Consider the following 23328-nt stretch of genomic DNA (forward strand, 5'->3'; position numbering starts at 1 on the left):
CGGCAGTCAGAGCCGGAGCGGCGGAATGGCTTCGTACAGCAGCAACCGAACCCAACGATCGCCGGTTTCGCGGTACTCCTCACGGCTGGCAAAGCGGTAAAGGTAGCTGCGCGCACGCACCCAGCGGGGGCGTTCGCCGTCGAACGGGTCTTGGCGAAGCAGCCCAAGCGTTGTTTTGTCGGCCTCCAGAAGTCGGTTGAGGAAGGCATAAAACCATTCCTCGTGGACGGTTCGCAGCGGCAGGAACCACATCAGCCAGTCCAGCCTGAGGTGATAGGGCGCCCATTGGCGCGGGAGGCGCCGGACGTCGCCGGGCTTTCCCTTGAAGCCGTATTCCAGCCAGCGGTCATCGGGCGCATCAGGTTCCTCGTCCAGGGTGCCCTCCACGACGATTTCGATCCGCTGTTTGGTGACCGTCCCGAACGCCCCATAGGCATTGACCAGGCGCCATCGGTTGAAGCTGGCATTCATGAGCTGCTGACGCGAAAACAGGTTCAGGAGCGGACGGTAGCTCAGGACCAGCAGCAGGACACTGACCATAACGACGACGGCGAGCCACCACGCCGGGGTTTCGGCGCCTGAGTGCCACTCAAGCGGGATGAACGGGAAGACGGCATGGACCGCGGAGTCGCCCACCGCTCCGAAGGTCAGGATGATCGCTGCCCAATTCAGCCACGCGAAGTTCCCTGAAGCCACCAGCCACAGCTGGGTGACGATGATGACGCCCGCGGCGGCGCTGGCGACCGGCTGCGGTGCGAAAAGGAAGAACGGCACCACCAGCTGCGCAAAATGGTTTCCCGCTACCTCGACCTTGTGCAGCGGGCGGGGGAGGAGGTGGGCCTGCCGGCTGAGCGGGCCGGGCATTGGCTGTGTTTCGTGGTGGTAGAACATCGCTGTCATGTCGCGCCACTCGCGTCCGCCGCGGATCTTAATCATCCCGGCACCGAACTCCAGCCGGAAGACCAGCCACGTGATCAGGATGAGGATGGTGGTGGGTGGGGGCGTCTGGTCCGAACCAAGAAACGCTACCGTGAATCCCGTCTCGAGGAGGAGGATCTCCCATCCAAACCCATAGAACGTCTGGCCCACGTTGACGATCGACATGTACAGGAACCACAGGGCAAGGAAAGCCACCATGGGCAGCCAGGGAGGACCGGCCTGCGGGAGGCCGATCAGCAGTAAGGCCGCCACTGTGATCCCCGCCCGGCACACGGCCCGGAGCAGCGCATCCGAGTAGTGCCAGCGAAAAAGAGTCGGCCTGGCCAAGCGGCGTGCAAGGTCCAGGAATGCCGGTACCGGTAGCAATCCCCGTTCGCCCAAAAGGGCAGGGAACTGGTTCAGTGTCGAAAGGAACGCAACCGCGTAGAGTGCCGCGGTGCCGCGCTGCAACACCTGCCGGGCGAATTCATGGTCCCACGCATCAAACCAGGACAGCCATTCCACAATCCCACGGTACGCAGGGGAGCCCGGCGGTCAAGCAGTGCAGGGCCGCAGGGGTTCCCGTCCCGTTCGCAGGCCCTCGTGCCGGCTGGGATACTTAAGGAATGCAGCCGCGCAAGATCGTCATCCTCGGGTCCACTGGTTCCATCGGCACGCAGGCGATCGACGTCGTCGACGCCGCCCCGCACCGTTTCGAGGTGGTGGCACTGAGCGCCGGCGGAGGAAACCTGGAACTCATCGCCCAGCAGGCCGTTCACACCCGGGCGCAAGCGGTGGGCATTGCCCAGGGCGATCCTGCCACCCTGCAGCAGTTCATTGCCGCTGCGGCCGCGGAAGCGGGCGTGCCGGACTTCGCTCCGCAGATCTTCGTCGGCCCCGATGCCTCAACGGAGATTGCCGCCATCGACTGCGATGTTGTCCTTAACGGCATCACTGGTTCCATTGGCTTGGCCCCCACACTCGCTGCGCTGGGCACGGGAGCTACGCTGGCCCTGGCCAACAAGGAGTCGCTGATCGTCGGCGGTGCCCTGGTCAAAGCCGCCGCACGCCCGGGCCAGATTGTTCCCGTCGACTCCGAACACTCCGCCATTGCACAGTGTCTCCGGTCCGGCACCGAGCAGGAAGTGGAGAAACTGATCCTGACCGCTTCCGGTGGGCCGTTCCGCGGCCGCACCCGTGAGGAACTCCACCACGTCACTCCGCAGGAAGCGCTGGCCCACCCCACCTGGGACATGGGCCTCATGGTGACGACCAACTCGGCCAGCCTGGTAAACAAGGGCCTGGAAGTGATCGAAGCGCACTTGCTGTTCGACGTCCCCCTGGATCGGATCGAGGTGGTGGTCCATCCCCAATCCGTGGTCCATTCCATGGTTCAGTTCGTGGACGGTTCCATCATTGCCCAGGCGTCGCCCCCGGACATGAGGCTTCCCATCGCCCTCGGACTGGGTTGGCCCGACAGAGTGCCCCGGGCCGCGCAGGCCTGCGATTGGACGCAGGCCACGAGCTGGACGTTCGAACCCCTCGATGCCGTGGCGTTCCCGGCCGTCGACCTCGCCAAGGACGCAGCCAAGCAGGGGAGTACCTTCCCGGCGGTGTTCAACGCGGCCAACGAGGAAGCCGTTGAGGCCTTCCATTCCGGCCGGATCCGCTTCACGGACATCGTTGACACGGTGGAGTCCGTCCTCAGCGAACACTCAGGATCCTCTGAGCTAACGGTGGAATCCGTGCTGGATGCTGAGAAGTGGGCACGAGCCCGAACCCACGATCGTTTAGCTTCACGCAGCGCCCAGTAACCCCCCCCATACCTTTACGGAAGCAGTCCCACCGGCATGAGTCCCGTCCTTCTCTTCATTCTTGGAGTTATCTTCGTCGCGATCGGCGTCGCTGTCTCCATCGCGCTGCACGAGGTGGGCCACCTGGTGCCGGCGAAACTCTTCAAGGTGCGCGTCACCAAGTACATGATCGGCTTCGGGCCGACGCTGTGGTCCAGGAAAAAGGGCGAAACGGAGTACGGCTTCAAGGCCCTGCCCCTGGGCGGCTACGTCTCGATGATCGGCATGTATCCGCCCAACAAGGAGGACGGCGGAGTCCGCCCTTCAAGCACCGGCATGTTCCAGACCCTCGCCACCGAAGCCCGCTCGGTCGCCCATGAAGAAGTAGGGCCCGGAGACGAAGGGCGTGTCTTCTACAAGCTTCCGGTCTGGAAGAAAATCATCATCATGCTCGGCGGACCGGCCATGAACATGGTGATTGGCTTGGTCCTGCTGGCCGTGCTGCTCATGGGATTCGGCGTTGCCCAGGCAACAACCACGATCTCCGATGTCTCCAAATGCCAGGTGGCGGCAGGCGAAACCGTGGACCCTGATTCAGCCGACTGCAAGCTCACCCCGGCAGCTGCCGCAGGGCTTCAGCCCAATGACAAGGTCACCTCCTTCGACGGCAAGGCCGTCACCAGCTGGGATGAACTGACCAGTTGGATCAGGTCCTCCGCGGGCAAGGAAGTACCCATCACGGTGGAACGCAATGGTGCAAGCGTGGAGACCACCGTGACGCCGGTTCTTTCCTCGCGCCCGGTCATCGGGGCGGACGGCCGCCCCGAGCAGGACGCCAACGGCGTCCTCAAATACCAGGAAGTCGGCTTCCTTGGCATCGGTGCGCAAAGCGCCTTGGTTCCCCAACCGGCGTCGGCTGTCCTTCCCATGGCGGGAGAGAACATCAAGCAAATTTCCGGTGTGATCTTCAACCTGCCCGCCAGGGTGGTCGGCGTCGCCAAAGCGGCCTTCAGCGAGGAGCCCAGGGACCCCAACGGCCCCATCAGCGTGGTGGGTGTCGGCCGCGTGGCCGGCGAGGTGGCAGCCATGGAACAGGTACCCCTGCAGGCCCGGATAGGGACCCTGATCGGACTGCTGGCGGGGCTCAACTTCGCCCTGGCCATCTTCAACCTCATCCCGCTCCTGCCGCTCGACGGCGGCCATGTGGCCGGTGCCCTGTACGAAGGAGCACGACGGCGGTTGGCCAAGTTGCGTGGCAAGCCGGACCCGGGCGCCTTCGACATCGCGAAGCTCCTGCCGGTGACCTACGTCGTGGCGGCGTTGCTGCTGTGCATGAGCGTCCTGCTGATTTACGCGGACATCGTCAAGCCCGTCAACATTTTCGGCTGACCCATGAACATTGACGACCGGGCTGTGGGGATAGGCTAGCTCCATGACTGTTTTCGCTGTTGAGTACGTATACGTCGCCGATTCCGACGCCCTCCGCGACGAAGCCCGGCCAGCACACCGTGCGTGGCTCGCCGGACTGGCTGAGGACGACAAGCTGCTTGCCAGCGGCCCCTATGGTGACGGTGCCGGCGCTTTGCTGATCTTCAAGGCTGCGGAAGAAGCCGAACTCAATAACCTCCTCAAGCAGGATCCATTTGCCGAAGCCGGGGTTATCGCCGGTATCCGCACCACCGAATGGGCCCCCATCATCGGCGTCCTGGCAGCCCACGCTTCCTAGCCCCGGCGTCCTCCACCTCAACGATCACCCCAACCCAAGGAGTCCACGTGACCTCGGTCAGCCTGGGAATGCCAGCAGCCCCACCACCCGTTCTTGCCCCGCGCCGCAAGACGCGACAAATCAAGGTTGGTTCGGTTGGCGTTGGCTCTGATTCGCCGATCAGTGTTCAATCCATGACCACTACGCCAACCACGGACATCAACGCCACCCTCCAGCAGATCGCGGAACTGACTGCATCAGGGTGCGACATTGTGCGCGTTGCCTGCCCCTCCGCTGATGATGCCGAAGCGTTGCCGATCATCGCCCGGAAGTCGCAGATTCCGGTGATCGCCGACATCCACTTCCAGCCCAAGTACGTCTTCGCCGCCATCGAAGCAGGTTGTGCCGCCGTCCGCGTGAACCCGGGCAACATCCGCAAGTTCGATGACCAGGTCAAGGAAATCGCGGCAGCGGCCCGGGACCACGGCACGTCCATCCGCATCGGCGTCAACGCGGGTTCCCTGGAGCCCGGCATCCTGAAGAAGTACGGCAAGGCAACGCCCGAGGCGCTGGTTGAATCCGCCGTGTGGGAGGCCTCGCTGTTCGAAGAACACGGATTCCACGACTTCAAGATCTCCGTGAAGCACAACGACCCCGTGATCATGGTGGCCGCCTACGAGATGCTGGCAGAGAAGGGCGACTGGCCCCTCCACCTCGGTGTGACGGAGGCCGGACCGGCTTTCCAGGGAACCATCAAGTCGGCCACGGCCTTCGGTGCGCTCCTGTCCCGCGGCATCGGCGACACCATCCGCGTTTCCCTGTCCGCCCCACCGGTGGAGGAAATCAAGGTTGGCAACCAGATCCTCCAGTCCCTCAACCTCCGCCCACGCAAGCTCGAGATCGTCTCCTGCCCGTCCTGTGGCCGCGCCCAGGTGGATGTCTACACCCTCGCCGAGCAGGTAACTGCCGGCCTGGAAGGCATGGAGATTCCGTTGCGCGTTGCGGTGATGGGCTGTGTAGTCAACGGACCCGGTGAAGCACGCGAAGCAGACCTCGGTGTGGCCTCCGGAAACGGCAAGGGCCAGATTTTCGTGAAGGGCGAAGTCATTAAGACTGTGCCCGAGAGCGAAATTGTTGAGACACTGATCGAAGAGGCCATGCGTATCGCTGAAGAGATGGGGGAGGCCGATGGCGAAGATGCTGTCAAGGGTAGCCCCGTGGTTAGCGTCTCGTAACGAGAACGGCTTGGGGGTCAGGGTGCTCGGCGGTGCCGACACCCTGGCTCTTCGCGCGCTCGCAAACGAAGACGCCGTAGCCAACGTCTTCATCCTTGCCCATCTGGAAAGTACCGGAACGGCGGCGCCTACCAGCGGCGGGGCCAGCGTTTTCGGAGTTTTCGACGGCGACACGCTCCTGGGTGCCTGCTGGGCCGGCGCCAATCTGGTTCCCGTGCAGCTGGAGCCCGGGCTGGCCGGCTACGTGGCCAACGCCGCCCACCAGACCGGACGCCGGTACGCTTCCATCTTCGGACCGGCCGAGACTGTGCTTGCGCTTTATGCCCGGTTCGAGCAGTTGGGCCATGTGGCCCATGAGGTCCGCGCCGAGCAGCCACTTCTCAGCATCTCCGGCGGCCCGGCCATCGGTGCCAATCCGGCCCTCACCTTTGGCTCAATGGTGGATTTCGACCGCATCCTTCCCGCCTGTGCTGCCATGTTTGAGGAAGAAGTGGGCTACTCTCCCTTCCTGGGAGGCCAGGAGTTCTACAGCAAGAGGGTGGCCGGCCTTATTCGGCAGGGCCATTCCCTGGTTCACATCGATACAAGCGGCACGGTGGTCTTCAAGGCCGAGCTGGGTGCCGTCACACGGGATGTCACCCAGGTGCAGGGCGTGTGGATGAATCCGGAACTGCGTGGCCGTGGCCAGAGCGCCGGGTACATGGCCGCCGTCGTCAACCTCTCAAGGACGTTCGCTCCGGTGACGAGCCTGTACGTCAACGACTACAACACCAAAGCCCGGGCCACCTACGAGCGCGTGGGATTTGAACAGGTTGGCACCTTCGCGACGGTCCTGTTTTAGGTCGCTGGCCGCGACTTGTAGTCTTGTCTCGGTTGGCGCACGCCACCACATCACTCAACCTTCCCTGGGGAACAAATGAATAAGAATGCGCTGCGCGGTTTTGCCGTGTCAGGACTGTTGGTCATGGGCCTCACCGCATGCGGCGGTGCCGGCACTTCCACGGACGCCGCGTCCGCTCCGGCCAGCGAAACTGCGACGCCGACGCCGACGACCGTTGAGTTCCGCACGTACTCAAAGGCGGAGCTAACAAAGATGGTCGGAGATGTCCGTGACGGCAAAGGCACCAGACTTATGGTGATGCCTGACGACCGCTTGGCAGACACCCTGCAGCAGGTGAAGGACCTTGTGGCGAACAGCGTCATTGAGCCCGCGTCCTGCACCAGCTTCCTGACTGGTGGCGGTATCCAGATGGAAGAAGGAGCCACGATGAGCATCGGCGCCTCGGCCAGTTCAACGGCAGAGACGGCTTACCTGCTGTCTTTGTTCTCCGGTGCTGCAGAGGACAAGGTCAAAGCCGTCGCCGAGAACAGTGCCAAGGATCTCGCTGCCTGTGGTGACATCCAGATGACGGTCATGGGAAATGCGGTACACGCCAGCATCAAGACGCTGCCCACCTCCGCCAAGACTCCGGGGGCCATTGCCTACCACAGCACCGCGGCGGGGCCAGCTGGATCGCAGGAACAGTTGTTCGTCAGCACGGTCAAGAGCGGAGTCGTCCTGGTGGCACAGTCCACCGGTACGAAGGTCTCGGACTCCGATCTTCCCAAGCTTGAGGCGATGCTGGACCAGGCTGCCGATCTCATCAAGTAGCCGCCGGAATCTGTGTAGCAGTACATGCCGTTTTGGAGCTTCATTACGGCATGTACTGCTACTTACCTGGGGAGTCCAGGTTGCCTGTGAGGTAGTGCTGGATGTTCGGGGCAACCAAGCGGACCACTTCCTCGCGTGGGGCGGACGCCAGGGGCTGTAGCCGGATCACGTATCGCGCCAGCATGAGGCCCACCACTTGGGTAGCCACCAGGTTTCCGCGCAGCCGCACTTCGGCGGCGGAGCCCGGCAAGCCCCCCATGATCCGTGGCAGGACCGCCCTGCTGACCACTTCCTTCATGAGCGCCGTCTTGGCCTTGGAGCCGATGGTTCCACGGGCGAAGGCCACCATGGCGTGCTGTGCCGGGCCTTCCCAGAGCTCCAGGACGGTGCGGACAATGACTTCAGCCCTCACCTGGGGGTCAGCGTTTTCGACGTCGGACAGGACCGCCGCGGGGTCTGCCGGCAATTCGACGCTTGCTGCGAACAGCTCGTCTTTGCCCTTGAAGAAGTGGTGCACCATGGCCGGATCCACGCCGGATTCGCGGGCTACCTGGCGCAGGCTTGTTCCATCGAACCCCTGCTCCGCGAAAAGCCCCCGTGCGGCAGCCAGTATGGCTTCCCTGGAGTGATCTTCCTGACTGCGTCGGCCGCGTCGTAGCTGCGGGAGGCTCATCGCGTTTGTCGCCGCAGGGTCAGCGACGCCAGGACCAATACGCCTACCACGATCGCAGCCATTACCGAGGCGTCCTGCCACATCGCCGACGTCGCCTCGGAATTGCCTGCGATCTCCTTCAGGGCGTCCACCGAGAAAGTCAGCGGCAGGACGCCCGAGATGCCGTCCAGGACCTCATTCATGTGCTCCCGCGCAACAAAGAGTCCGCACAGCAGGATCTGCGGAACAACCACTACCGGCATGAACTGCACGGCTTGGAACTCCGTCCGCGCGAACGCCGAACACAACAGGCCCAGGGCGACACCCAATACCGCGTTGATGACGGCGATCAGCACCACCAGGCCAGGGCTTCCCTTGATATCCAAGTCAAAGATCCAGTACGCCACCGCTGTGGCCACCAGGGACTGCAGGGCCGCCATGATGGAGAAGGCCAAGGCGTATCCGAACAGGAGATCGGCTTTGTGGATAGGAGTGGTGAGTAACCGCTCCAAGGTCCCGGAGGTGCGTTCCCGCAGCATGGTGATGGACGTCACCAGGAACATCACAACGAAGGGAAAGATCGCCAGCATCATCAGGCCCACACGGTCGAACGTGCGCGGTACCCCGGGCGGCAGGGATTCGTTCTCATAGAGGAAGTAGACGGCCGTCAGCAGGAGGGCGGGAACAACGAGGATCATTGCCACGCTTCGGTGGTCGTGACGCAGCTGGCCCAGGACCCGGGCGGTCGTAGCCAGCGTCATCCGGAGGTTCATGATGCCACCTGGTTTTCGTGCCGGCCACGGTCCGCAGCCCGGATGATGGTCAGGAACGCCCGCTCGAGGTCCACGCTCTGGCCGCGTTCGGCAAGTTCGGCCGGCGTGAGCTGGGCGAGCAGGAGTCCTTGCCTGAGCAACAGCAAGGTGGAGCAATGGGACGCTTCCTCCATGACGTGGCTGGAGACCAGCAGGGTTGTGCCGGCTGCGGCCATGGCGGCGAACCGCTCCCACAGTTCGGCCCGAAGAACGGGATCCAGCCCCACCGTGGGCTCGTCCAGGACGAGGACTCTCGGGTGGGCCACCAGTGCGCAGGCCAACGACACCCGGCTGAACTGTCCGCCTGAAAGATCGGCCGCCTTTTGCCGGGCAAGATCCCGAAGCCCGACGGCGGCAATCGCCTCGGCGGCGTCTGCCGCCGTCGCGCTGTGCATGGCGCCAAAATAGCGGACGTTCGCTTCGACGCTGAGGTCTCCATAGACGCTGGCGCCCTGGGTGACATATCCGACGTCGTGCCTGAGGGGGGCGCTGCCTGCGGCCTGTCCCAGCACGGTGATGGATCCGCGGGTGATCCGCTGGACTCCGACGATGGCGCGCATGAGCGTGGTCTTGCCGCTTCCCGAGGGGCCAAGCAGTCCTGCTACCTGCCCCGGCGCTACCGTGAAATCGAGGCCGCGGAGGACTCTGTTGCGGCCCAAGGAAACATGGAGATCCGTTGCTGCGATGGCAACGGCAGCAGCGGAGGGAGCGGCAGGTTGGGGAGTGCGCGACATGATGGCCTCACGAGCATCCGAAAATTCATCAAGTGATGAAATAACGGTAGAACTGCCGCTGATGAGTGGTCAAGGACTTTCTCCTCCATCGAAAGTACAAAAATCCTTGAAAACGTGTCGTCAATCACATAGGTTCATCCCTAACCGTGTCGTTGGGGCGCGGGTGATTATTGAGGGGAATCGTGACAATGGCAGTTGGCGTTGATCTTTCCAAGGCACTTGACAAGGCGTACGAGGACAAGACCCTGAAGGAAATTCTGGATGCATCTCCGGCCGCGTTAGCAGGTGTTACGGATGCCACGGCAAAGGCCTTGAAGGATTCCCTGGGTATCGACACCATCCGCGAGCTCGGCAGCAATAAGTTCTTCGCAGTCGCAGGCGTACTCGTCGCCCTGGAGGGCAAGACCAAGTAGTCCACGGATAAGCCCGCGGCCGGCCGTTGAGCCACGCCATCGCAGGATGACCAGCCCACAGCGGCCAGGGGCTTCCGCTCGCGACGGCGTGGCTCTTCCGTGTGCGGGGCAATGAGGCTCCTAAGGCCGTCCGTTCAAGGCGCAAGGCCGTCAGCCGGTAGATTAGTACGCAGTTGTTTTGCCACATCTGCCAAAGAAACGGATACGTACCCGTGGTCCTTCGCCTTTCCCAGTTATTCCTGCGCACCCTGCGTGAAGATCCCGTCGACGCCGAGGTCGCCAGTCACAAGCTTCTGGTCCGCGCCGGCTATATCCGCCGTGCGGCTCCCGGTATCTACACCTGGCTCCCGCTGGGCCTGAGCGTCCTGCGCAAGGTTGAGGAAATCATCCGCCAGGAAATGTCCGCCATCGGAGCCCAGGAAGTCCACTTCCCGGCGTTGCTCCCGCGCGAACCCTACGAGGCCACCAACCGCTGGACCGAGTACGGCGAAGGCCTGTTCCGTCTCCAGGACCGTAAGGGCGCCGACTACCTCCTTGCCCCCACGCACGAAGAAATGTTCACGCTGCTGGTGAAGGATCTGTACTCCTCGTACAAGGACCTGCCGCTGAGCCTGTACCAGATCCAGAACAAGTACCGTGATGAAGCACGTCCCCGCGCCGGGCTCCTCCGCGGCCGGGAATTCATCATGAAGGATTCCTACTCCTTTGACGTTGACGACGCCGGTTTGGACGCCAGTTACGCCGCCCACCGTGCCGCGTACCTGAAGATCTTCGAGCGCCTGGGCCTGGAAGTCATTCCGGTTGCCGCCACCGCCGGTGCCATGGGTGGTTCCAAGAGCGAGGAATTCCTGTTCCCCACCGAGATCGGCGAGGACACCTTCGTTCGCTCGGCCGGTGGATACTACGCCAACGTGGAAGCCGTCACCACGGTTGTTCCGGCGGACATCGACTTCACGAACGCTCCGGCAGCCGAAGTCCTTGATACGCCGAACACGCCGACCATCGATACCCTGGTCGCGGCAGCCAACCAGCTGGCTCCGCGCAACGAGGCCGACGGCGGCGCATGGACTGCCGCCGATACCCTCAAGAACGTGGTCCTTGCCGTGACGCTGCCCACCGGTGAGCGCCAGATCGTCGTCATCGGCGTACCGGGCGACCGGGCCGTGGACCTCAAGCGCGTGGAAGCCAACATCGGTTCCCACCTGCCGATCGCCGGTGAGATCGGCCTCGAGGCCGCCAACGAAGAGGACCTCAAGAAACTCCCATGGCTGGTCAAGGGCTACATCGGCCCTGGCCTGTCGCTGGACCAGCCTGTGCTGGGTCTTGAGGGGTCCTCCAAGGTGCTGTTCCTCGTGGATCCCCGCGTGGTTTCCGGCACCCGCTGGGTCACCGGCGCCAACGCTGAAGGCAAGCACGTCTTCGGCCTGGTGGCCGGCCGCGACTTCACCTGGGACGGCGTCATCGAAAGCACCGAAGTGCGCGCGGGCGATCCTGCGCCGGATGGCTCGGGACCCCTGGAAACCGCTCGTGGCATAGAGATGGGCCACATCTTCCAGCTTGGCCGCAAATATGCCGAAGCCCTCGACCTGAAGGTCCTGGACCAGAACGGCAAGCAGGTGGTGGTCACGATGGGTTCCTATGGCGTTGGTGTTACCCGTGCCGTGGCGGCCCTGGCTGAAGCCAACCATGACGAGCGCGGCATCGTGTGGCCGCGCTCGGTTGCTCCGGCAGACGTCCACGTGGTGGCCGTTGGCCGCGGCGACGACATCTTTGATGCTGCCGAGAAGCTCTCCATTGAACTCGAGGCCGCAGGCCTGGAGGTCATCTTCGACGACCGTCCCAAGGTTTCACCAGGCGTGAAATTCGGTGATGCCGAGCTCGTAGGCGTTCCCACCATCCTGGCCGTTGGCCGTGGACTCGTGGACGGCGTCGTGGAAATCAAGGACCGCCGCAGCGGTGACGCCGAGAACATCCCGGTGGACAAGGCCGTGGATTACGTGGTCAACGCCGTACGCTCCCGGTGATTTCCGGCTTCGAATCGATCCAGCTCACCACCATCATCCTGATCGTGGTGGCTGGATTCGCAGCCGGTTGGATCGATGCAGTCGTTGGTGGCGGGGGACTGATCCAGCTCCCCGCCCTTCTGCTGGTACCGGGCATCAGCCCTGTCCAGGCGCTGGCGACCAACAAAATGGGGTCCATCTTCGGGACCACCACCAGCGCGGTGACGTACTACCGCCGTGTTGGTCCGGACCTCAAGACCGCGATTCCCATGGCTGTGATTGCTTTGGCCGGAAGCTTCGGCGGCGCCATCCTGGCCGCGTCCTTGCCGGCAAGCGTCTTCAAGCCGATCATCGTGCTGGCGCTGGTCGCCGTCGCAGTTTTCACCGCGATGCGTCCCAGTGCAGGTGAGCTGACGGCATTGCGCCACGATGGCCACAAACACTATGTCGTGGCCTGCCTGATCGGCGGCGTCATTGGTTTTTATGACGGCCTGATCGGCCCGGGAACGGGCTCGTTCCTGGTCATTGCCCTGGTTTCGGCCATGGGCTACGCCTTCCTTGAAGCGAGCGCCAAGGCGAAGATCGTGAATATGGCAACCAACGCAGGGGCGCTGATCTTCTTCCTGCCGCACGGCTCGCTCCTCTGGGGCGTAGGCCTGGTCCTGGGCCTCGCCAACATGGCCGGAGGCTATCTGGGTGCCAGGACAGCCGTGGCCAGGGGGAGCAAGTTCGTACGCCTCGTCTTCCTGGTGGTGGTCGCCGCGTTGATCGTCAAACTGGGCGCGGACGTCTGGAACGAGAACTTCGCCTAAGGAACCGCGGCGCAGTCCGGCCCCACACTCCGGGCTGTTCTCCTCAGCTTTCGAGTTCTCCCGGATCCGGAAGATCGTGTGCCCGGGGAAGGTTGTCCAGGGTCCGGCCCGCCATGGTGCTTGCCACCCAGAGGGACCGTGCCAGGTCACCGCCGTGTCCGGGTTTGGCTGCGTACGACAAAGCGTTTTCCACTTCGCGGGCGATGCTCCACTGCTCCGCAATCCCGGGGTCGAGACCGGCTGCGAGGCTGAAGTCATGGCATCGCTCGCGAAGGGCTGCCTCAGGATCTGCCCACGAAAGGTCCGAAAGGCGGTTCCAGAGGATCGGTGCTACGGCAAATTCGGCCTCGCCGATCTGAGGTTGGGGATCAATGGCGAGGTAGCTTCCACGCGCCTGCTGGTCTGTGGTGGTGGCGAGGATGTTCATGAAGTGCAGATCCGTGTGGACCAGCACGTCTTTACCTGAACGGCGGCCTACGGCTCCGCGGGTTTGGCACACCTCGAGGGCCGCCTCCAGCAGCCACCGGGGGAAGGGGCGGTCGAGGCGTTCCCACTCTGCGGGGAGCTCGTCGCTCCAACGCTCCGCGGTCGCGGCGATATGGTCGAAGGCCTGCCATTCACGTCCCTCGCCCGGCTGTATGGAGAGTTCCCGCACGATGCGGCCCCACGAGTCCACGGCCTGGTCCATCGGCACGTCCTGAAGCCCATGGATGGCGTCCAGCCGCTCCAACAGCATGGAGCAGCTGGCGGCGTCGGAAGCCAGGAGCCGGACGGCCCCACGCCCTTCCCAGAGTGCCAGCGCGTGCCGTTCTGCCCGTGCTTCGTCGTGCGGGAAGGCAATCTTCAGGGCGGCCGGCGCGGCACCATGCCGGCGGACGGGCACCACCAACGCGCCGTGGCCGTTCCATGGCTCGGCGGCGGGCGCCAGGTCCACAGAGAGTTCCCAGCGATCCAGGGCACCGGAGATGAGACCCGGCAGGCTGGCCAGCCAGTCCCGGCCCGCTGAGTCACGGTTATAGCGGGCGTGCAGGGCGCCCGGAATAGGAATCATCGCGTGAAGGGTCACGCGAACAGCCTAACTCTGCGGGAATGGACGGCCCCTAGAAAACGCCGCTGGCGCCCAAGAGCGTTCCGATGGAGAACGTAGCGGCCAGCGCGAGCGCTCCACCCAGCACTACGCGGACCGCAGCCCGGACACGGGAAGCCCCGCCGATCCAGGCCCCAATTGCTCCTGTGATGGCCAAGGCCACAAGCACCGCAACGAACGTCAGCGGTACGCGCATCTCCGCGGGCGGAAGGAGGATTGCCAGCATCGGGAGCACTGCCCCCAAGGTGAACGCCACAGCGGAGGCCAAAGCGGCATTCCATGGGCTCACGATGTCGTCTTCGTGAATGTTCAGCTCGGCGGACAGGTGGGCAGCCAAAGCATCGTGCTCGGTCAGTTCTTCGGCGACAGTCCTGGCCGTCTTGGCGCTCAGCCCCTTGGACTCGTAGATCGCGGCGAGCTCGTTAAGTTCGTCTTCGGGTTGCTCGGCGAGTTCCCGGCGTTCCTTCTCGATCAGGGCCTTCTGGGTGTCGCTCTGGCTGCTGACGGAAACGTACTCGCCCAGGGCCATGGAGATTGCACCACCCACCAAACCCGCTGTTCCGGCAGCCAGGATGCTGCCCGTGTTGGTAGTGGCACCCGCCACGCCCACCACGATCGCGGCGACCGACACGATTCCGTCATTGGCGCCCAGCACCCCGGCCCGCAACCAGTTCAGCCGGTGGGCCAGATCGTCCCGGTGCGGTTCATTCTCATGGGTGGTGGCAGTTTCCGTTGAAGCCATGTTCCTAGCCAAGCACCCGGCGACGACGTTGGCCAGCATGGCTAGGCTCGCCTATCCACCCCGCGCCCGTGCGGTCGCTTATCCGCCGGTGGATGCCTGGGCGCGGGAGGAAACAGCGCCCGGAGTGGGCAAGGAAGGCAAGGTATCGGCGTCGAGCTTGAGTCCAGGCAGTGCGGGAAGTGAGGCACCCCAGGCGACGCTCCTGCGGGCCGCCGCCAGAAGGCCGTCCACGGCCCACCCGCGGGTCTCACCGGTGGACAAGGCCACCAAGTCCCCGAAGCGCGGCAATGACGACGTTTCCAAGGCGGCGAGGGCCGTAGCGGGATCCTGCGCAAACAGCTCCGGAAGCTGATAGCCGGCCGTTGTGGCTGGGACGTCCCCGCAATTGGCACGGGTCAGCGCTTCTGCCTGCCGAAGCAAAAGGACGTGCACTTCCAAACCCCTTGCCGCAGCGGTGCCGGCACTGTTCTCCAGCCTTTTCAGGGCGACCTGGTAGGCGTACACCGCTTCTTGTTGTGAACGGACTGCCGCAGCAAGCGCAGCATCGGTAGTTGCCGACGAGGGCTTCGGTGTGGGGCTGACTGAGGGACAGGATGCCGCGGTTGGCGTCGCCGCCGGAACCGTCGAAGCAAGCAGTGTCTTGCTGTCCGCCGGCGGCTCCACGGGCAACGGTAATTGCCACTGGGCAGCAAGTGTCTCAGCGTGGAGCAGTTGGGCGGTGCCGACGGAGGCCAGCAGGCGGGCGATCCCGCCGTCGGCTTCCCGTGCAGCCGCAAGGCGTTTCCGGCCGCTCAGAGCGAGCTCTTCAACCAGGGAAGCGCGTGTTGCCGGTGCGACTGATGCGGTTTTCGTAGCTGGTGTGGCCTGGGGAGTGGGATGGGTGGCAGCTGCGCCGGTAGCATCTTCCGGAACCATCAGTGCCCGCGCGTGGGTTGTCAGCAATGTCACAAGACCGCCAAGGCCCGGGTTTTTGGCGTCCTTCCCCTCGGCTTCCGCGAGGGCTTGGGCTGCTTCGAGCAAAGCCGCGGCCTCTTTCGCGGCATCAGTGCGGGCAGCTTCGGAGAACGAAACGGGCGGAGGAGTCCCGGAATCGCGCGGAATCAGCACCATCCCGGTGCCAGCCACCAGCAAAGCCACCACGGCAACCAGCAGAACCCTGCCCCATGCTGGTGCTCGTCGTTTTTCGCTTGTTTGCCCGTTCACAACACACCATGGTGTCACGCGGGCAGGCAACTCCGTGCACCATGTTCCCGGGATAATCGTTAGGCTAGTAGTCACAACAACATCTATCGGGAGGCGGCGGGCAACGTGAGTGACTCGGAAGCCACGACTTCAACAGACCGTTCTGAATCGAACTCAACGGCCACCATCCACAACCCGGAAGAGAGCAGGCTCAAGGCGCTGCTCGAACCGGCTGTCCTCGCCAGCAGGCTCTACCTCGAGGATGTTTCCATCCACGTTGCCGGAAAACACCGCACTGTCCACGTCGTCGTGGACCTTCCCCAGGAAGAAACCGGCGGTGTCAGCCTTGACGCCATTGCGGAGGTTTCCCGGGGCCTGTCGGATATTCTGGACAACGATCCCCATGATGACGGACGTCCCTACGACCTCGAGGTTTCCTCGCCGGGAGTGGGACGCCCCCTGACCGAACCCCGCCACTGGCACCGCGCCCGTGGCCGAATGGTGCGGGTCAACGTCATCCAGGGAGACAACCTGCTGGGACGAATCACCTCCGTCGGTGACAACGACGTGACGATCATTCCCGAGCACGAAGTCAAGAAGGGCATGAAGCCCAAGCAGGGCGACCCCATCACTATTCCTTTCGACAGGATCCGCCATGGAAAAGTCGAGATTGAATTCAGCCACCTCCACGAGGCTGCGCTGGAAGACGAGCACAACGGACCTTCCGAGGAGGCCTAATGGATATTGACATGAGCGCACTGAGACTCCTGGAGCGTGAGCGTGAAATCCCGCTGGATCTCCTGATTCCGACCATCGAGCAAGCCTTGTTGGTGGCGTACCACAAGACCCCCGGCGCCTTTGAGAAGGCCCGCGCCGAGCTGGACCGCAAGAGCGGACACGTGACCATCTGGGCCACCGAGATTGACGACGACGGCGAGCCCATCGGCGAGTTCGAAGACACCCCGGCGGGCTTCGGACGCATCGCAGCAAGCACTGCTCGCCAGATCATCCTCCAGCGCCTCCGTGACGTTGAGGACGACAACGTGCTGGGCGAATTCAAGGGCCGTGAGGGTGAGCTCGTTGCCGGAATGATCCAGCAGGGCAACAACCCCCACATGATCCAGGTCAACCTCGGAACCGTGGAAGCCCTGCTTCCCCCGCCCGAACAGGTTCCCGGTGAAAAGTACCTGCACGGAAGCCGCCTGCGTGCCTTCGTCGTGGACGTCCACCGCGGCGCCAAGGGTCCCTCCATCACCCTTTCCCGGTCGCATCCCGGCCTGGTCCGCAAGCTCTTCGAAATGGAAGTTCCGGAGATCGCGGACCACTCCGTCGAGATCGTGGCGCTGGCCCGTGAGGCCGGCCACCGCACCAAAATCGCAGTGAAAGCGAACATCCCGGGCGTCAACGCCAAGGGTGCCTGCATCGGTGAAATGGGCTCCCGCGTCCGCGCGGTCATGACTGAGCTGAACGACGAGAAGATCGACATCGTGGACTTCAGCGACGACCCGGCAACGTTCATCGCGAACTCGCTGTCGCCGTCGCGGGTGAATTCGGTCACAATCACCGACGAGGCGACCCGGTCGGCCCGCGTGGTCGTGCCGGACTACCAGCTTTCGCTGGCGATCGGCAAAGAAGGTCAGAACGCCCGGCTCGCAGCCAAGCTGACTGGATGGCGGATCGATATCGTTTCGGACGCAGCCCCGGCGAAATCCGAATAGCGGCAGAACCGACGGCATCGGCCGCCGGTTTCGCGCCGCCCTCCCGGCGCTCCTGGTTTCAGGAGTCAGGGGCCGGGGGGCTAGACTAGATGGAACCGGGCTTACGTCCGGTATCCGCGCGCTTTGGCGTGCCTCAGCTGCATCTGCAGGACCGGGGCCGCCGGCGCCAGTAACGTAAGGCAGGTTGGACACGTCGTGGCTGAACTGCTTGAACACGGCCAGGGGCCTGTTCGCACGTGCATCGGATGCCGGAAGCAAGGCTCCCGGTCCGAGCTTGTCCGGCTGGTCGCCCAAGGCAGCGGTTCATCCGCTGTCCTCGTCGATGTTCGACGCCGGATGGCCGGCAGGGGTGCGTGGCTGCACCCCAACGAAAAGTGCCTGGCATTGGCGATCAAGCGTCGCGCTTTCGGAAGGGCCCTTGCGGGCGCTACCGAAACGGACGCCGTCGAACGCTACCTGATGCCGGGTACGCCACTTGTGGAGGCCCCGGCAGCCGCAGGAAAACCGTCCAAACCTGAAAGCGGGTCAGAAAACTGATGGAAACCCGATGAGTTCCCAGCGATGAGTGCGTAACGATGACAACTTTGTTGCGCTCTGCAATGGGCCTTTCAATCGCGCAAGCGGCGAAGGCCCGCAGTAAGAAGTAGACGGTTCGTGCCTGGCTCGGTGCGGACCGAGACAGGAGAAATGTGGCCAAGGTCCGCGTACATGAGCTCGCCAAAGAGCTCGGTATTACTTCCAAAGATGCAGTAACCAAACTGCAGGAATTGGGCGAATTCGTTCGCTCCGCCTCTTCCACCATTGAGGCCCCCGTCGTGAAGAAGCTTCGCGACGCCTACCCGGGTGCCGGCGCTGCAAAGTCCGCCGCTCCCGCTGCCGCTCCGGCGGCAACCCGTCCAGCAGCAGCATCCCGTCCGGCTGCCCCGGCTCCGGGCCCTGCAGCGCCGAAGGCTCCGGCCCCGGCACCCGCAGCTCCTGCTCCGGCAGCTCCGGCTCCCGCGGCTCCGGCAGCCCCCGCTGCTCCCGCCGCATCCACCCCGGTTTCGGCCAAGCCCGGTGCCCGTCCTGCTCCCAAGGCAGAAACTCCGGCTCCGGCACGCCAAGGCGGCCAGGCTCCCCGTCCGGGCGGTCCCCGTCCCGGCAACAACCCGTTTGCCACGTCGCAGGGCATGCCCCGCGGCCGTGGTGGCGATGGCGATCGTCCGCCGCGTCCGGGCAACAACCCGTTCGCACCGTCGCAGGGCATGCCCCGCGGTGAACGCCGCAATGACGGCGAACGCCCCGGTGGCCCGCGTCCGGCAGCCGGTGCAGGCGGTCCCCGTCCCGCAGCAGGTACCGGTGGACCCCGTCCGGGTGCTCCGCGTCCCGGCGCACCCCGTCCGGGCGCTCCGCGTCCTGCCGGCGGCCCCGGTGGCGGAAACCGTCCGACTCCGGGCATGATGCCCAACCGCACTGAGCGTCCGGCTCCGGGTGGCGCAGGCCGTCCCGGTGGCGCTGGTCGTCAGGGTGGCGGACCGGGTCGTCCCGGTGGCGCTCCAGGTTCGGGCACTGGCGGCGGAGCTCCCGCCGGCGGTGGCTTCGGCAAGGGTGGCCGCGGTCGCGGTGGCACCCAGGGTGCCTTCGGCAAGGGCGGCGCCGGTCGTGGCAAGCAGCGCAAGTCGAAGCGTGCAAAGCGCCAGGAACTGGAGCAGATGAGTGCTCCGTCGCTGGGCGGCGTATCAGTACCCCGCGGTGACGGTGAGACCATCATCCGCCTGCGTCGTGGTTCGTCCATCACGGACTTCGCCGAGAAGATCGACGCGAACCCCGCATCGCTGGTAACCGTGCTGTTCCACCTTGGTGAGATGGCTACGGCTACGCAGTCCCTCGACGAGGACACCTTTGGCTTGCTTGGCGCCGAACTTGGCTACAAGCTCCAGGTTGTTTCGCCGGAAGACGAAGAGCGCGAGCTTCTGGACCAGTTCGACATCAACATCCAGGACGAACTCGACGCCGAAGGCGACGACGTCCTTGAGCCCCGCGCACCGGTTGTCACGGTCATGGGTCACGTTGACCACGGTAAGACCCGTCTGTTGGACGCCATCCGCAACTCCAACGTTGTGGCCGGCGAGCACGGTGGCATCACCCAGCACATCGGTGCCTACCAGATCAGCCACGTCCACGAGGGCACTCCCCGCGACATCACCTTCATTGACACCCCCGGTCACGAGGCCTTCACGGCCATGCGTGCCCGTGGTGCCAAGGTCACCGACATCGCGATCCTGGTTGTTGCAGCCGACGACGGCGTTATGCCGCAGACGGTGGAAGCGCTCAACCACGCACAGGCAGCAAACGTGCCGATCGTCGTCGCAGTGAACAAGATCGACAAGGAAGGCGCCAACCCTGACAAGGTCAAGGGCCAGCTGACCGAGTACGGCTTGGTTCCCGAAGAATACGGTGGCGACACCATGTTCGTTGAGGTCTCCGCACGCCAGAACCTCAACATCGACGAACTGATCGACGCAGTCCTGCTGACGGCCGATGCCGCCCTGGACCTGCGTGCCAACCCGGACAAGGACGCTCGAGGCATTGCCATCGAAGCGAACCTGGACAAGGGCCGCGGTGCTGTTGCTACCGTCCTGGTCCAGTCCGGCACCTTGGCTGTCGGCGACACGATCGTTGCCGGTACGGCCCACGGCCGTGTCCGTGCCATGTTCGACGAGAACGGTGAGGCACTCGATGTCGCACTGCCGTCCCGCCCCGTCCAGGTCCTGGGTCTGTCCAACGTGCCGCGTGCAGGTGACACCTTCCTGGTGACCCCTGACGAGCGTACGGCCCGCCAGATCGCTGAGAAGCGTGAGGCTGCCGACCGCAACGCGGCCCTGGCCAAGCGTCGCAAGCGCATCAGCCTGGAAGACTTCGACCAGGCCGTTGCCGAAGGCAAGATCGACACCCTCAACCTCATCCTCAAGGGTGACGTATCCGGTGCCGTGGAAGCCCTCGAAGACGCCTTGCTCAAGATCGACGTTGGGGACGACGACGTTCAGCTCCGTGTCATCCACCGCGGTGTGGGTGCCATCACGCAGAACGACGTCAACCTGGCAACAGTGGACAACGCCATCATCATCGGCTTCAACGTCAAGCCCGCCGAGCGCGTGGCTGAACTGGCTGACCGTGAAGGCGTGGACATGCGCTTCTACTCCGTCATCTACGCAGCAATCGATGACATTGAGATGGCTCTCAAGGGCATGCTCAAGCCGGAGTACGAAGAAGTCCAGCTCGGTACTGCCGAGGTCCGCGAAGTCTTCCGTTCTTCCAAGTTCGGCAACATCGCAGGTTCGATCGTCCGCTCGGGCATCATCCGCCGTAACTCGAAGGCCCGTGTCACCCGCGACGGCAAGATCATCGGTGACAACCTCACCGTTGAGACGCTCAAGCGCTTCAAGGATGACGCCACTGAAGTCCGTACGGACTTCGAGTGTGGTATCGGTCTTGGTTCCTTCAATGACATCAGCGAAGGCGACATCATCGAGACCTTCGAAATGCGCGAGAAGCCGCGCGTCTAGGTTCCGCATGGAACGGGTCCGTCGGGTAGTCCCGGCGGACCCGTTCCGTTCCCCGTTTCTACTTTCCAGGAGGAAGTCATGGCTGATCCCGCACGCGCTGCCAAGCTGGCACAGCGGATCAAGGTGGTCGTCGCCGAGGCCCTCGGGCGCCGGGTCAAGGATCCGCGCGTCGAGTCCATCACGGTCACCGACGCCCGCGTCACCAACGACCTTCAGCACGCCACCATCTACTACACCGTCTTTGGCGATGAAGTCGCGCACGCTGATGCCGCGCGGGCTTTGGAGAAGGCAAAGGGTGTGCTGCGCCAGGAAGTTGGCCGCAATATCACAGTGAGGCTCACTCCGACCCTCGAATTCGTGGCGGACCAGATCCCGGTCAACGCCTCGAACCTCGAGGAACTGCTGCGTGAAGCCAAGCGTCGCGACGCCGAGGTAGCCGCACTGGCTGCCAGCGCCAAGCACGCCGGCGAAGCAGACCCGTACAAGGGCGACGCCCCGGAGGATATCGACGAGGACGATTTCGACGAAGAGAACACCGACCTCTCCGGCGACAACGAGCTCGACGAAGACGCCAACCGCTAGTACCCCAAGTTTTTGTACAGCTCATGCCCCTAAGACTGCGTTTTAGGGGCATGAGCTGTACTCAAACTCGTTAGGATCAGAGCATGTCGGCGCACAGTGCTCACCAGCGTGATGAATACCTGAACCGGGCCATACAGCTGGCCGTACAGAACGTTGCCGACGGCGGCGGACCGTTCGGCGCCGTCGTGGTCACCCCGGACGGGGAGGCCCATGAAGGAGTCAACCGTGTCACGAGGGACCACGATCCCACGGCCCATGCGGAAGTAGTGGCGATCCGCCGGGCCGCAGCAGCGATCGGGAAGTTCGATCTTTCAGGGTCGGTTCTCTACGCCAGTTGCGAGCCTTGTCCGCTCTGCCTGTCGGCTACGCTCTGGGCCAGGATAGGGCGGGTCTACTTCGCCGCTGACAGGCATGGAGCCGCGCGTGCCGGTTTTGACGATGCTGTGTTCTATGAATATTTCAGCGGCTCACGGCCCGAACTTCTCCCCGTCGAACAAACCGTCCTCCTCGCGTCCGAGCAACCCTTCGACGCCTGGCGGAACCACGTGCGGCGCACCTCTTACTAGGACGCGCCGGTACTAGACCCGGGCTGGAAGGCGATTGACGCCGTCGAGCAGTGCTTCCTGGCCGCCGCAGAGCGCAATCCGTATCCATCCCTCGCCGATGGATCCAAACGCCGTCCCGGGGGCGAACGACACGCCGGAGTCCGCAAGGAATTTGCGCACCCAGGTTCGGACATCCCCGTCGCTGACGTGCGAAACGTCAGCCCATAAGTAGAAGGCGCCCTGCGCGCCAAGGAACGGAATGTTCTTCGACCCGAGCACGGCCGAGGCCGCGTCGCGGTTGCTCCGGTAGTGATCGCGGGCGGTGGCAACGTAGTCCTGCGGGCCCGTCAAGGCAGCCAGGGCTGCGTACTGCGACGGCGACGCAACGCACGACACGATCGATTCCATGACGTTGTTCATCTTCTGCTCCAGACCCGGCGGGCAGACCAACGCCCCGATCCGGAGCCCGGTCAAGCCGTACGTCTTCGAAAGCGTCAGGGACGTGAAGACCCGGGCTTCCCCGGGAACGGCGCTGTCGAAGCGGGCCGGACTGACATGCGGGACGTCGAAGGTGAAGGCTTCGTAGCATTCATCAGAGATGATCCAGAGATCGTGCTTGACTGCCAACGCCACCAGTTCGCGGGTTGTTTCCTCACTGATGACGGCGCCAAGCGGATTGGATGGGGAGTTCAGCATCAGCACCCTGGTCTGCGGGGTAACCAGCGCTTCGATGTCCTCGATGTGCGGCTGGAAGTCGTTGTGCGGATACAGGGGATACTGCACCGGGACGGCATGCAGGAGGCGGCTTGTCATGGCAAACGTGGGGTACCCGGGGTTGGGGATGAGGATTTCGTCGCCGGGGGAGAGGAGGAGGCACATGGCGAAATGCAGTCCCTGCTGGGCGCCATCCACAACATAAACCCGTTCGGCGCCGATGTTCACGCCTTGCTGGGCGCGGAACCGGGCAGCGAAGGCTTCACGGAGGGCCGGGAAGCCGGCATTGGGTGTGTAGTTGGTCTCGTCCCTGTCCAGGCACGCAATGCCGGCATCCAGGACGTGGCGCGGCAGGGCAAAGCCCGGCTCGCCGATGCTGAGGACGATCGCTCCGGGGGTGGCCCAGGCGGCTTCTGTGATTTCACGGATCTGGTTCACGGGGACGTCGCGGACGTGCGCGGCAAGCTCAGGCATGGGAGCCATCC

Annotated in this window: 23 protein-coding genes; 15 read left to right on the plus strand and 8 right to left on the minus strand. The window is 64.0% G+C overall.

The window, feature by feature from the left end:
- Positions 1–6: 6 nt before the first annotated feature.
- Positions 7–1443 (minus strand): lipase maturation factor family protein, encoded by a 1437-nt coding sequence (locus tag JMY29_RS07295; RefSeq protein ID WP_189075807.1) that lies wholly within the window; start codon positions 1441–1443, stop codon positions 7–9.
- Positions 1444–1544: 101 nt separating this feature from the next.
- Between JMY29_RS07295 and dxr the strand changes: the two genes are divergently transcribed.
- The 6 genes from dxr to JMY29_RS07325 all read left to right on the plus strand — a co-directional run bounded on the left by dxr (position 1545) and on the right by JMY29_RS07325 (position 7302).
- The gene (gene dxr / locus JMY29_RS07300) at positions 1545–2732 is read left to right on the plus strand and encodes a 1-deoxy-D-xylulose-5-phosphate reductoisomerase (protein WP_039240576.1); all 1188 of its coding nucleotides are present in this window, start codon (positions 1545–1547) and stop codon (positions 2730–2732) included.
- 36 nt (positions 2733–2768) lie between these two features.
- Entirely contained in the window at positions 2769–4100 is a 1332-nt protein-coding gene (locus JMY29_RS07305) for a M50 family metallopeptidase (protein WP_039240578.1), read from the plus strand.
- Between the two features lie 43 nt (positions 4101–4143).
- Positions 4144–4437 carry a YciI family protein gene (locus JMY29_RS07310; RefSeq protein ID WP_018779025.1) on the plus strand — a complete coding sequence of 98 codons (294 nt, stop codon included), beginning with the start codon at positions 4144–4146 and terminating at the stop codon, positions 4435–4437.
- Positions 4438–4484: 47 nt separating this feature from the next.
- Positions 4485–5651 (plus strand): flavodoxin-dependent (E)-4-hydroxy-3-methylbut-2-enyl-diphosphate synthase, encoded by a 1167-nt coding sequence (ispG, locus tag JMY29_RS07315; RefSeq protein WP_018779026.1) that lies wholly within the window; start codon positions 4485–4487, stop codon positions 5649–5651.
- Positions 5614–6492: a GNAT family N-acetyltransferase gene (locus JMY29_RS07320; protein WP_064723203.1), complete on the plus strand. Its 879-nt coding sequence runs from the start codon at positions 5614–5616 to the stop codon at positions 6490–6492. Before ispG ends, JMY29_RS07320 begins: the two co-directional genes overlap by 38 nt.
- Before the next feature lie 75 nt (positions 6493–6567).
- Positions 6568–7302, plus strand: coding sequence for a DcrB/PsbP domain-containing protein (locus JMY29_RS07325; RefSeq protein WP_189075806.1), 735 nt, complete (start codon positions 6568–6570; stop codon positions 7300–7302).
- A gap of 58 nt (positions 7303–7360) precedes the next feature.
- Here the strand turns inward: JMY29_RS07325 and JMY29_RS07330 are convergent, their stop codons facing one another.
- From JMY29_RS07330 to JMY29_RS07340, 3 genes are read right to left on the minus strand one after another with little or no spacing between them, the layout of a single operon-like run.
- Positions 7361–7975 (minus strand): TetR/AcrR family transcriptional regulator, encoded by a 615-nt coding sequence (locus JMY29_RS07330; protein ID WP_189075805.1) that lies wholly within the window; start codon positions 7973–7975, stop codon positions 7361–7363.
- A complete protein-coding gene (locus JMY29_RS07335) occupies positions 7972–8715 on the minus strand; it encodes an ABC transporter permease (protein WP_209783762.1) in 744 nt (247 codons plus the stop codon). Before JMY29_RS07335 ends, JMY29_RS07330 begins: the two co-directional genes overlap by 4 nt.
- Before the next feature lie 8 nt (positions 8716–8723).
- Complete coding sequence (locus JMY29_RS07340) at positions 8724–9500, minus strand: ABC transporter ATP-binding protein (protein WP_055977953.1); 777 nt, start codon at positions 9498–9500, stop codon at positions 8724–8726.
- 188 nt (positions 9501–9688) lie between these two features.
- Here JMY29_RS07340 and JMY29_RS07345 point away from each other — a divergent pair, with 188 nt between their 5' ends.
- The 3 genes from JMY29_RS07345 to JMY29_RS07355 all read left to right on the plus strand — a co-directional run bounded on the left by JMY29_RS07345 (position 9689) and on the right by JMY29_RS07355 (position 12728).
- Positions 9689–9913, plus strand: a complete 225-nt coding sequence (locus JMY29_RS07345; RefSeq protein ID WP_018779033.1) for a hypothetical protein — start codon at positions 9689–9691, stop codon at positions 9911–9913.
- Positions 9914–10125: 212 nt separating this feature from the next.
- Positions 10126–11937 carry a proline--tRNA ligase gene (locus JMY29_RS07350; RefSeq protein WP_055977951.1) on the plus strand — a complete coding sequence of 604 codons (1812 nt, stop codon included), beginning with the start codon at positions 10126–10128 and terminating at the stop codon, positions 11935–11937.
- Positions 11934–12728: a sulfite exporter TauE/SafE family protein gene (locus JMY29_RS07355; RefSeq protein WP_189075803.1), complete on the plus strand. Its 795-nt coding sequence runs from the start codon at positions 11934–11936 to the stop codon at positions 12726–12728. Before JMY29_RS07350 ends, JMY29_RS07355 begins: the two co-directional genes overlap by 4 nt.
- A 43-nt stretch (positions 12729–12771) precedes the next feature.
- Here JMY29_RS07355 and JMY29_RS07360 read toward each other — a convergent pair whose 3' ends face one another.
- From JMY29_RS07360 to JMY29_RS07370, 3 genes are all read right to left on the minus strand, one after another.
- The gene (locus JMY29_RS07360; RefSeq protein ID WP_189076079.1) at positions 12772–13779 is read right to left on the minus strand and encodes an aminoglycoside phosphotransferase family protein; all 1008 of its coding nucleotides are present in this window, start codon (positions 13777–13779) and stop codon (positions 12772–12774) included.
- 49 nt (positions 13780–13828) lie between these two features.
- The gene (locus JMY29_RS07365; protein ID WP_018779037.1) at positions 13829–14557 is read right to left on the minus strand and encodes a VIT1/CCC1 transporter family protein; all 729 of its coding nucleotides are present in this window, start codon (positions 14555–14557) and stop codon (positions 13829–13831) included.
- Positions 14558–14635: 78 nt separating this feature from the next.
- Entirely contained in the window at positions 14636–15760 is a 1125-nt protein-coding gene (locus JMY29_RS07370) for a DUF4439 domain-containing protein (protein WP_229778601.1), read from the minus strand.
- 105 nt (positions 15761–15865) lie between these two features.
- Between JMY29_RS07370 and JMY29_RS07375 the strand changes: the two genes are divergently transcribed.
- From JMY29_RS07375 to JMY29_RS07400, 6 genes are all read left to right on the plus strand, one after another.
- A complete protein-coding gene (locus JMY29_RS07375; protein ID WP_018779039.1) occupies positions 15866–16477 on the plus strand; it encodes a ribosome maturation factor RimP in 612 nt (203 codons plus the stop codon).
- On the plus strand, positions 16477–17457 hold the full coding sequence (nusA, locus tag JMY29_RS07380; protein ID WP_055977942.1) for a transcription termination factor NusA: 981 nt from the start codon (positions 16477–16479) through the stop codon (positions 17455–17457). Before JMY29_RS07375 ends, nusA begins: the two co-directional genes overlap by 1 nt.
- A gap of 195 nt (positions 17458–17652) precedes the next feature.
- Positions 17653–17994 carry a YlxR family protein gene (locus JMY29_RS07385; RefSeq protein ID WP_039240583.1) on the plus strand — a complete coding sequence of 114 codons (342 nt, stop codon included), beginning with the start codon at positions 17653–17655 and terminating at the stop codon, positions 17992–17994.
- A 152-nt stretch (positions 17995–18146) separates the two neighbouring features.
- Positions 18147–21002 carry a translation initiation factor IF-2 gene (infB, locus tag JMY29_RS07390; protein ID WP_189075801.1) on the plus strand — a complete coding sequence of 952 codons (2856 nt, stop codon included), beginning with the start codon at positions 18147–18149 and terminating at the stop codon, positions 21000–21002.
- 78 nt (positions 21003–21080) lie between these two features.
- A complete protein-coding gene (gene rbfA, locus JMY29_RS07395; protein ID WP_018779043.1) occupies positions 21081–21584 on the plus strand; it encodes a 30S ribosome-binding factor RbfA in 504 nt (167 codons plus the stop codon).
- An 83-nt stretch (positions 21585–21667) separates the two neighbouring features.
- Entirely contained in the window at positions 21668–22150 is a 483-nt protein-coding gene (locus JMY29_RS07400) for a nucleoside deaminase (protein ID WP_018779044.1), read from the plus strand.
- A gap of 12 nt (positions 22151–22162) precedes the next feature.
- Here JMY29_RS07400 and JMY29_RS07405 read toward each other — a convergent pair whose 3' ends face one another.
- Complete coding sequence (locus JMY29_RS07405; protein WP_189075800.1) at positions 22163–23317, minus strand: pyridoxal phosphate-dependent aminotransferase; 1155 nt, start codon at positions 23315–23317, stop codon at positions 22163–22165.
- Positions 23318–23328: the final 11 nt, after the last annotated feature.

This window comes from Paenarthrobacter nicotinovorans (assembly GCF_021919345.1).
Lineage (GTDB): Bacteria > Actinomycetota > Actinomycetes > Actinomycetales > Micrococcaceae > Arthrobacter > Arthrobacter nicotinovorans.

Coding starts and splice junctions, on each gene's coding strand:
- dxr (WP_039240576.1), top strand. CDS start 1,545: ATGCAGCCGCGCAAGATCGTCATCCTCGGGTCCACTGGTTCCATCGGC.
- JMY29_RS07305 (WP_039240578.1), top strand. CDS start 2,769: ATGAGTCCCGTCCTTCTCTTCATTCTTGGAGTTATCTTCGTCGCGATC.
- JMY29_RS07310 (WP_018779025.1), top strand. CDS start 4,144: ATGACTGTTTTCGCTGTTGAGTACGTATACGTCGCCGATTCCGACGCC.
- JMY29_RS07320 (WP_064723203.1), top strand. CDS start 5,614: ATGCTGTCAAGGGTAGCCCCGTGGTTAGCGTCTCGTAACGAGAACGGC.
- JMY29_RS07325 (WP_189075806.1), top strand. CDS start 6,568: ATGAATAAGAATGCGCTGCGCGGTTTTGCCGTGTCAGGACTGTTGGTC.
- JMY29_RS07330 (WP_189075805.1), bottom strand. CDS start 7,975: ATGAGCCTCCCGCAGCTACGACGCGGCCGACGCAGTCAGGAAGATCAC.
- JMY29_RS07335 (WP_209783762.1), bottom strand. CDS start 8,715: ATGACGCTGGCTACGACCGCCCGGGTCCTGGGCCAGCTGCGTCACGAC.
- JMY29_RS07340 (WP_055977953.1), bottom strand. CDS start 9,500: ATGTCGCGCACTCCCCAACCTGCCGCTCCCTCCGCTGCTGCCGTTGCC.
- JMY29_RS07345 (WP_018779033.1), top strand. CDS start 9,689: ATGGCAGTTGGCGTTGATCTTTCCAAGGCACTTGACAAGGCGTACGAG.
- JMY29_RS07360 (WP_189076079.1), bottom strand. CDS start 13,779: ATGATTCCTATTCCGGGCGCCCTGCACGCCCGCTATAACCGTGACTCA.
- JMY29_RS07365 (WP_018779037.1), bottom strand. CDS start 14,557: ATGGCTTCAACGGAAACTGCCACCACCCATGAGAATGAACCGCACCGG.
- nusA (WP_055977942.1), top strand. CDS start 16,477: ATGGATATTGACATGAGCGCACTGAGACTCCTGGAGCGTGAGCGTGAA.
- rbfA (WP_018779043.1), top strand. CDS start 21,081: ATGGCTGATCCCGCACGCGCTGCCAAGCTGGCACAGCGGATCAAGGTG.
- JMY29_RS07400 (WP_018779044.1), top strand. CDS start 21,668: ATGTCGGCGCACAGTGCTCACCAGCGTGATGAATACCTGAACCGGGCC.
- JMY29_RS07405 (WP_189075800.1), bottom strand. CDS start 23,317: ATGCCTGAGCTTGCCGCGCACGTCCGCGACGTCCCCGTGAACCAGATC.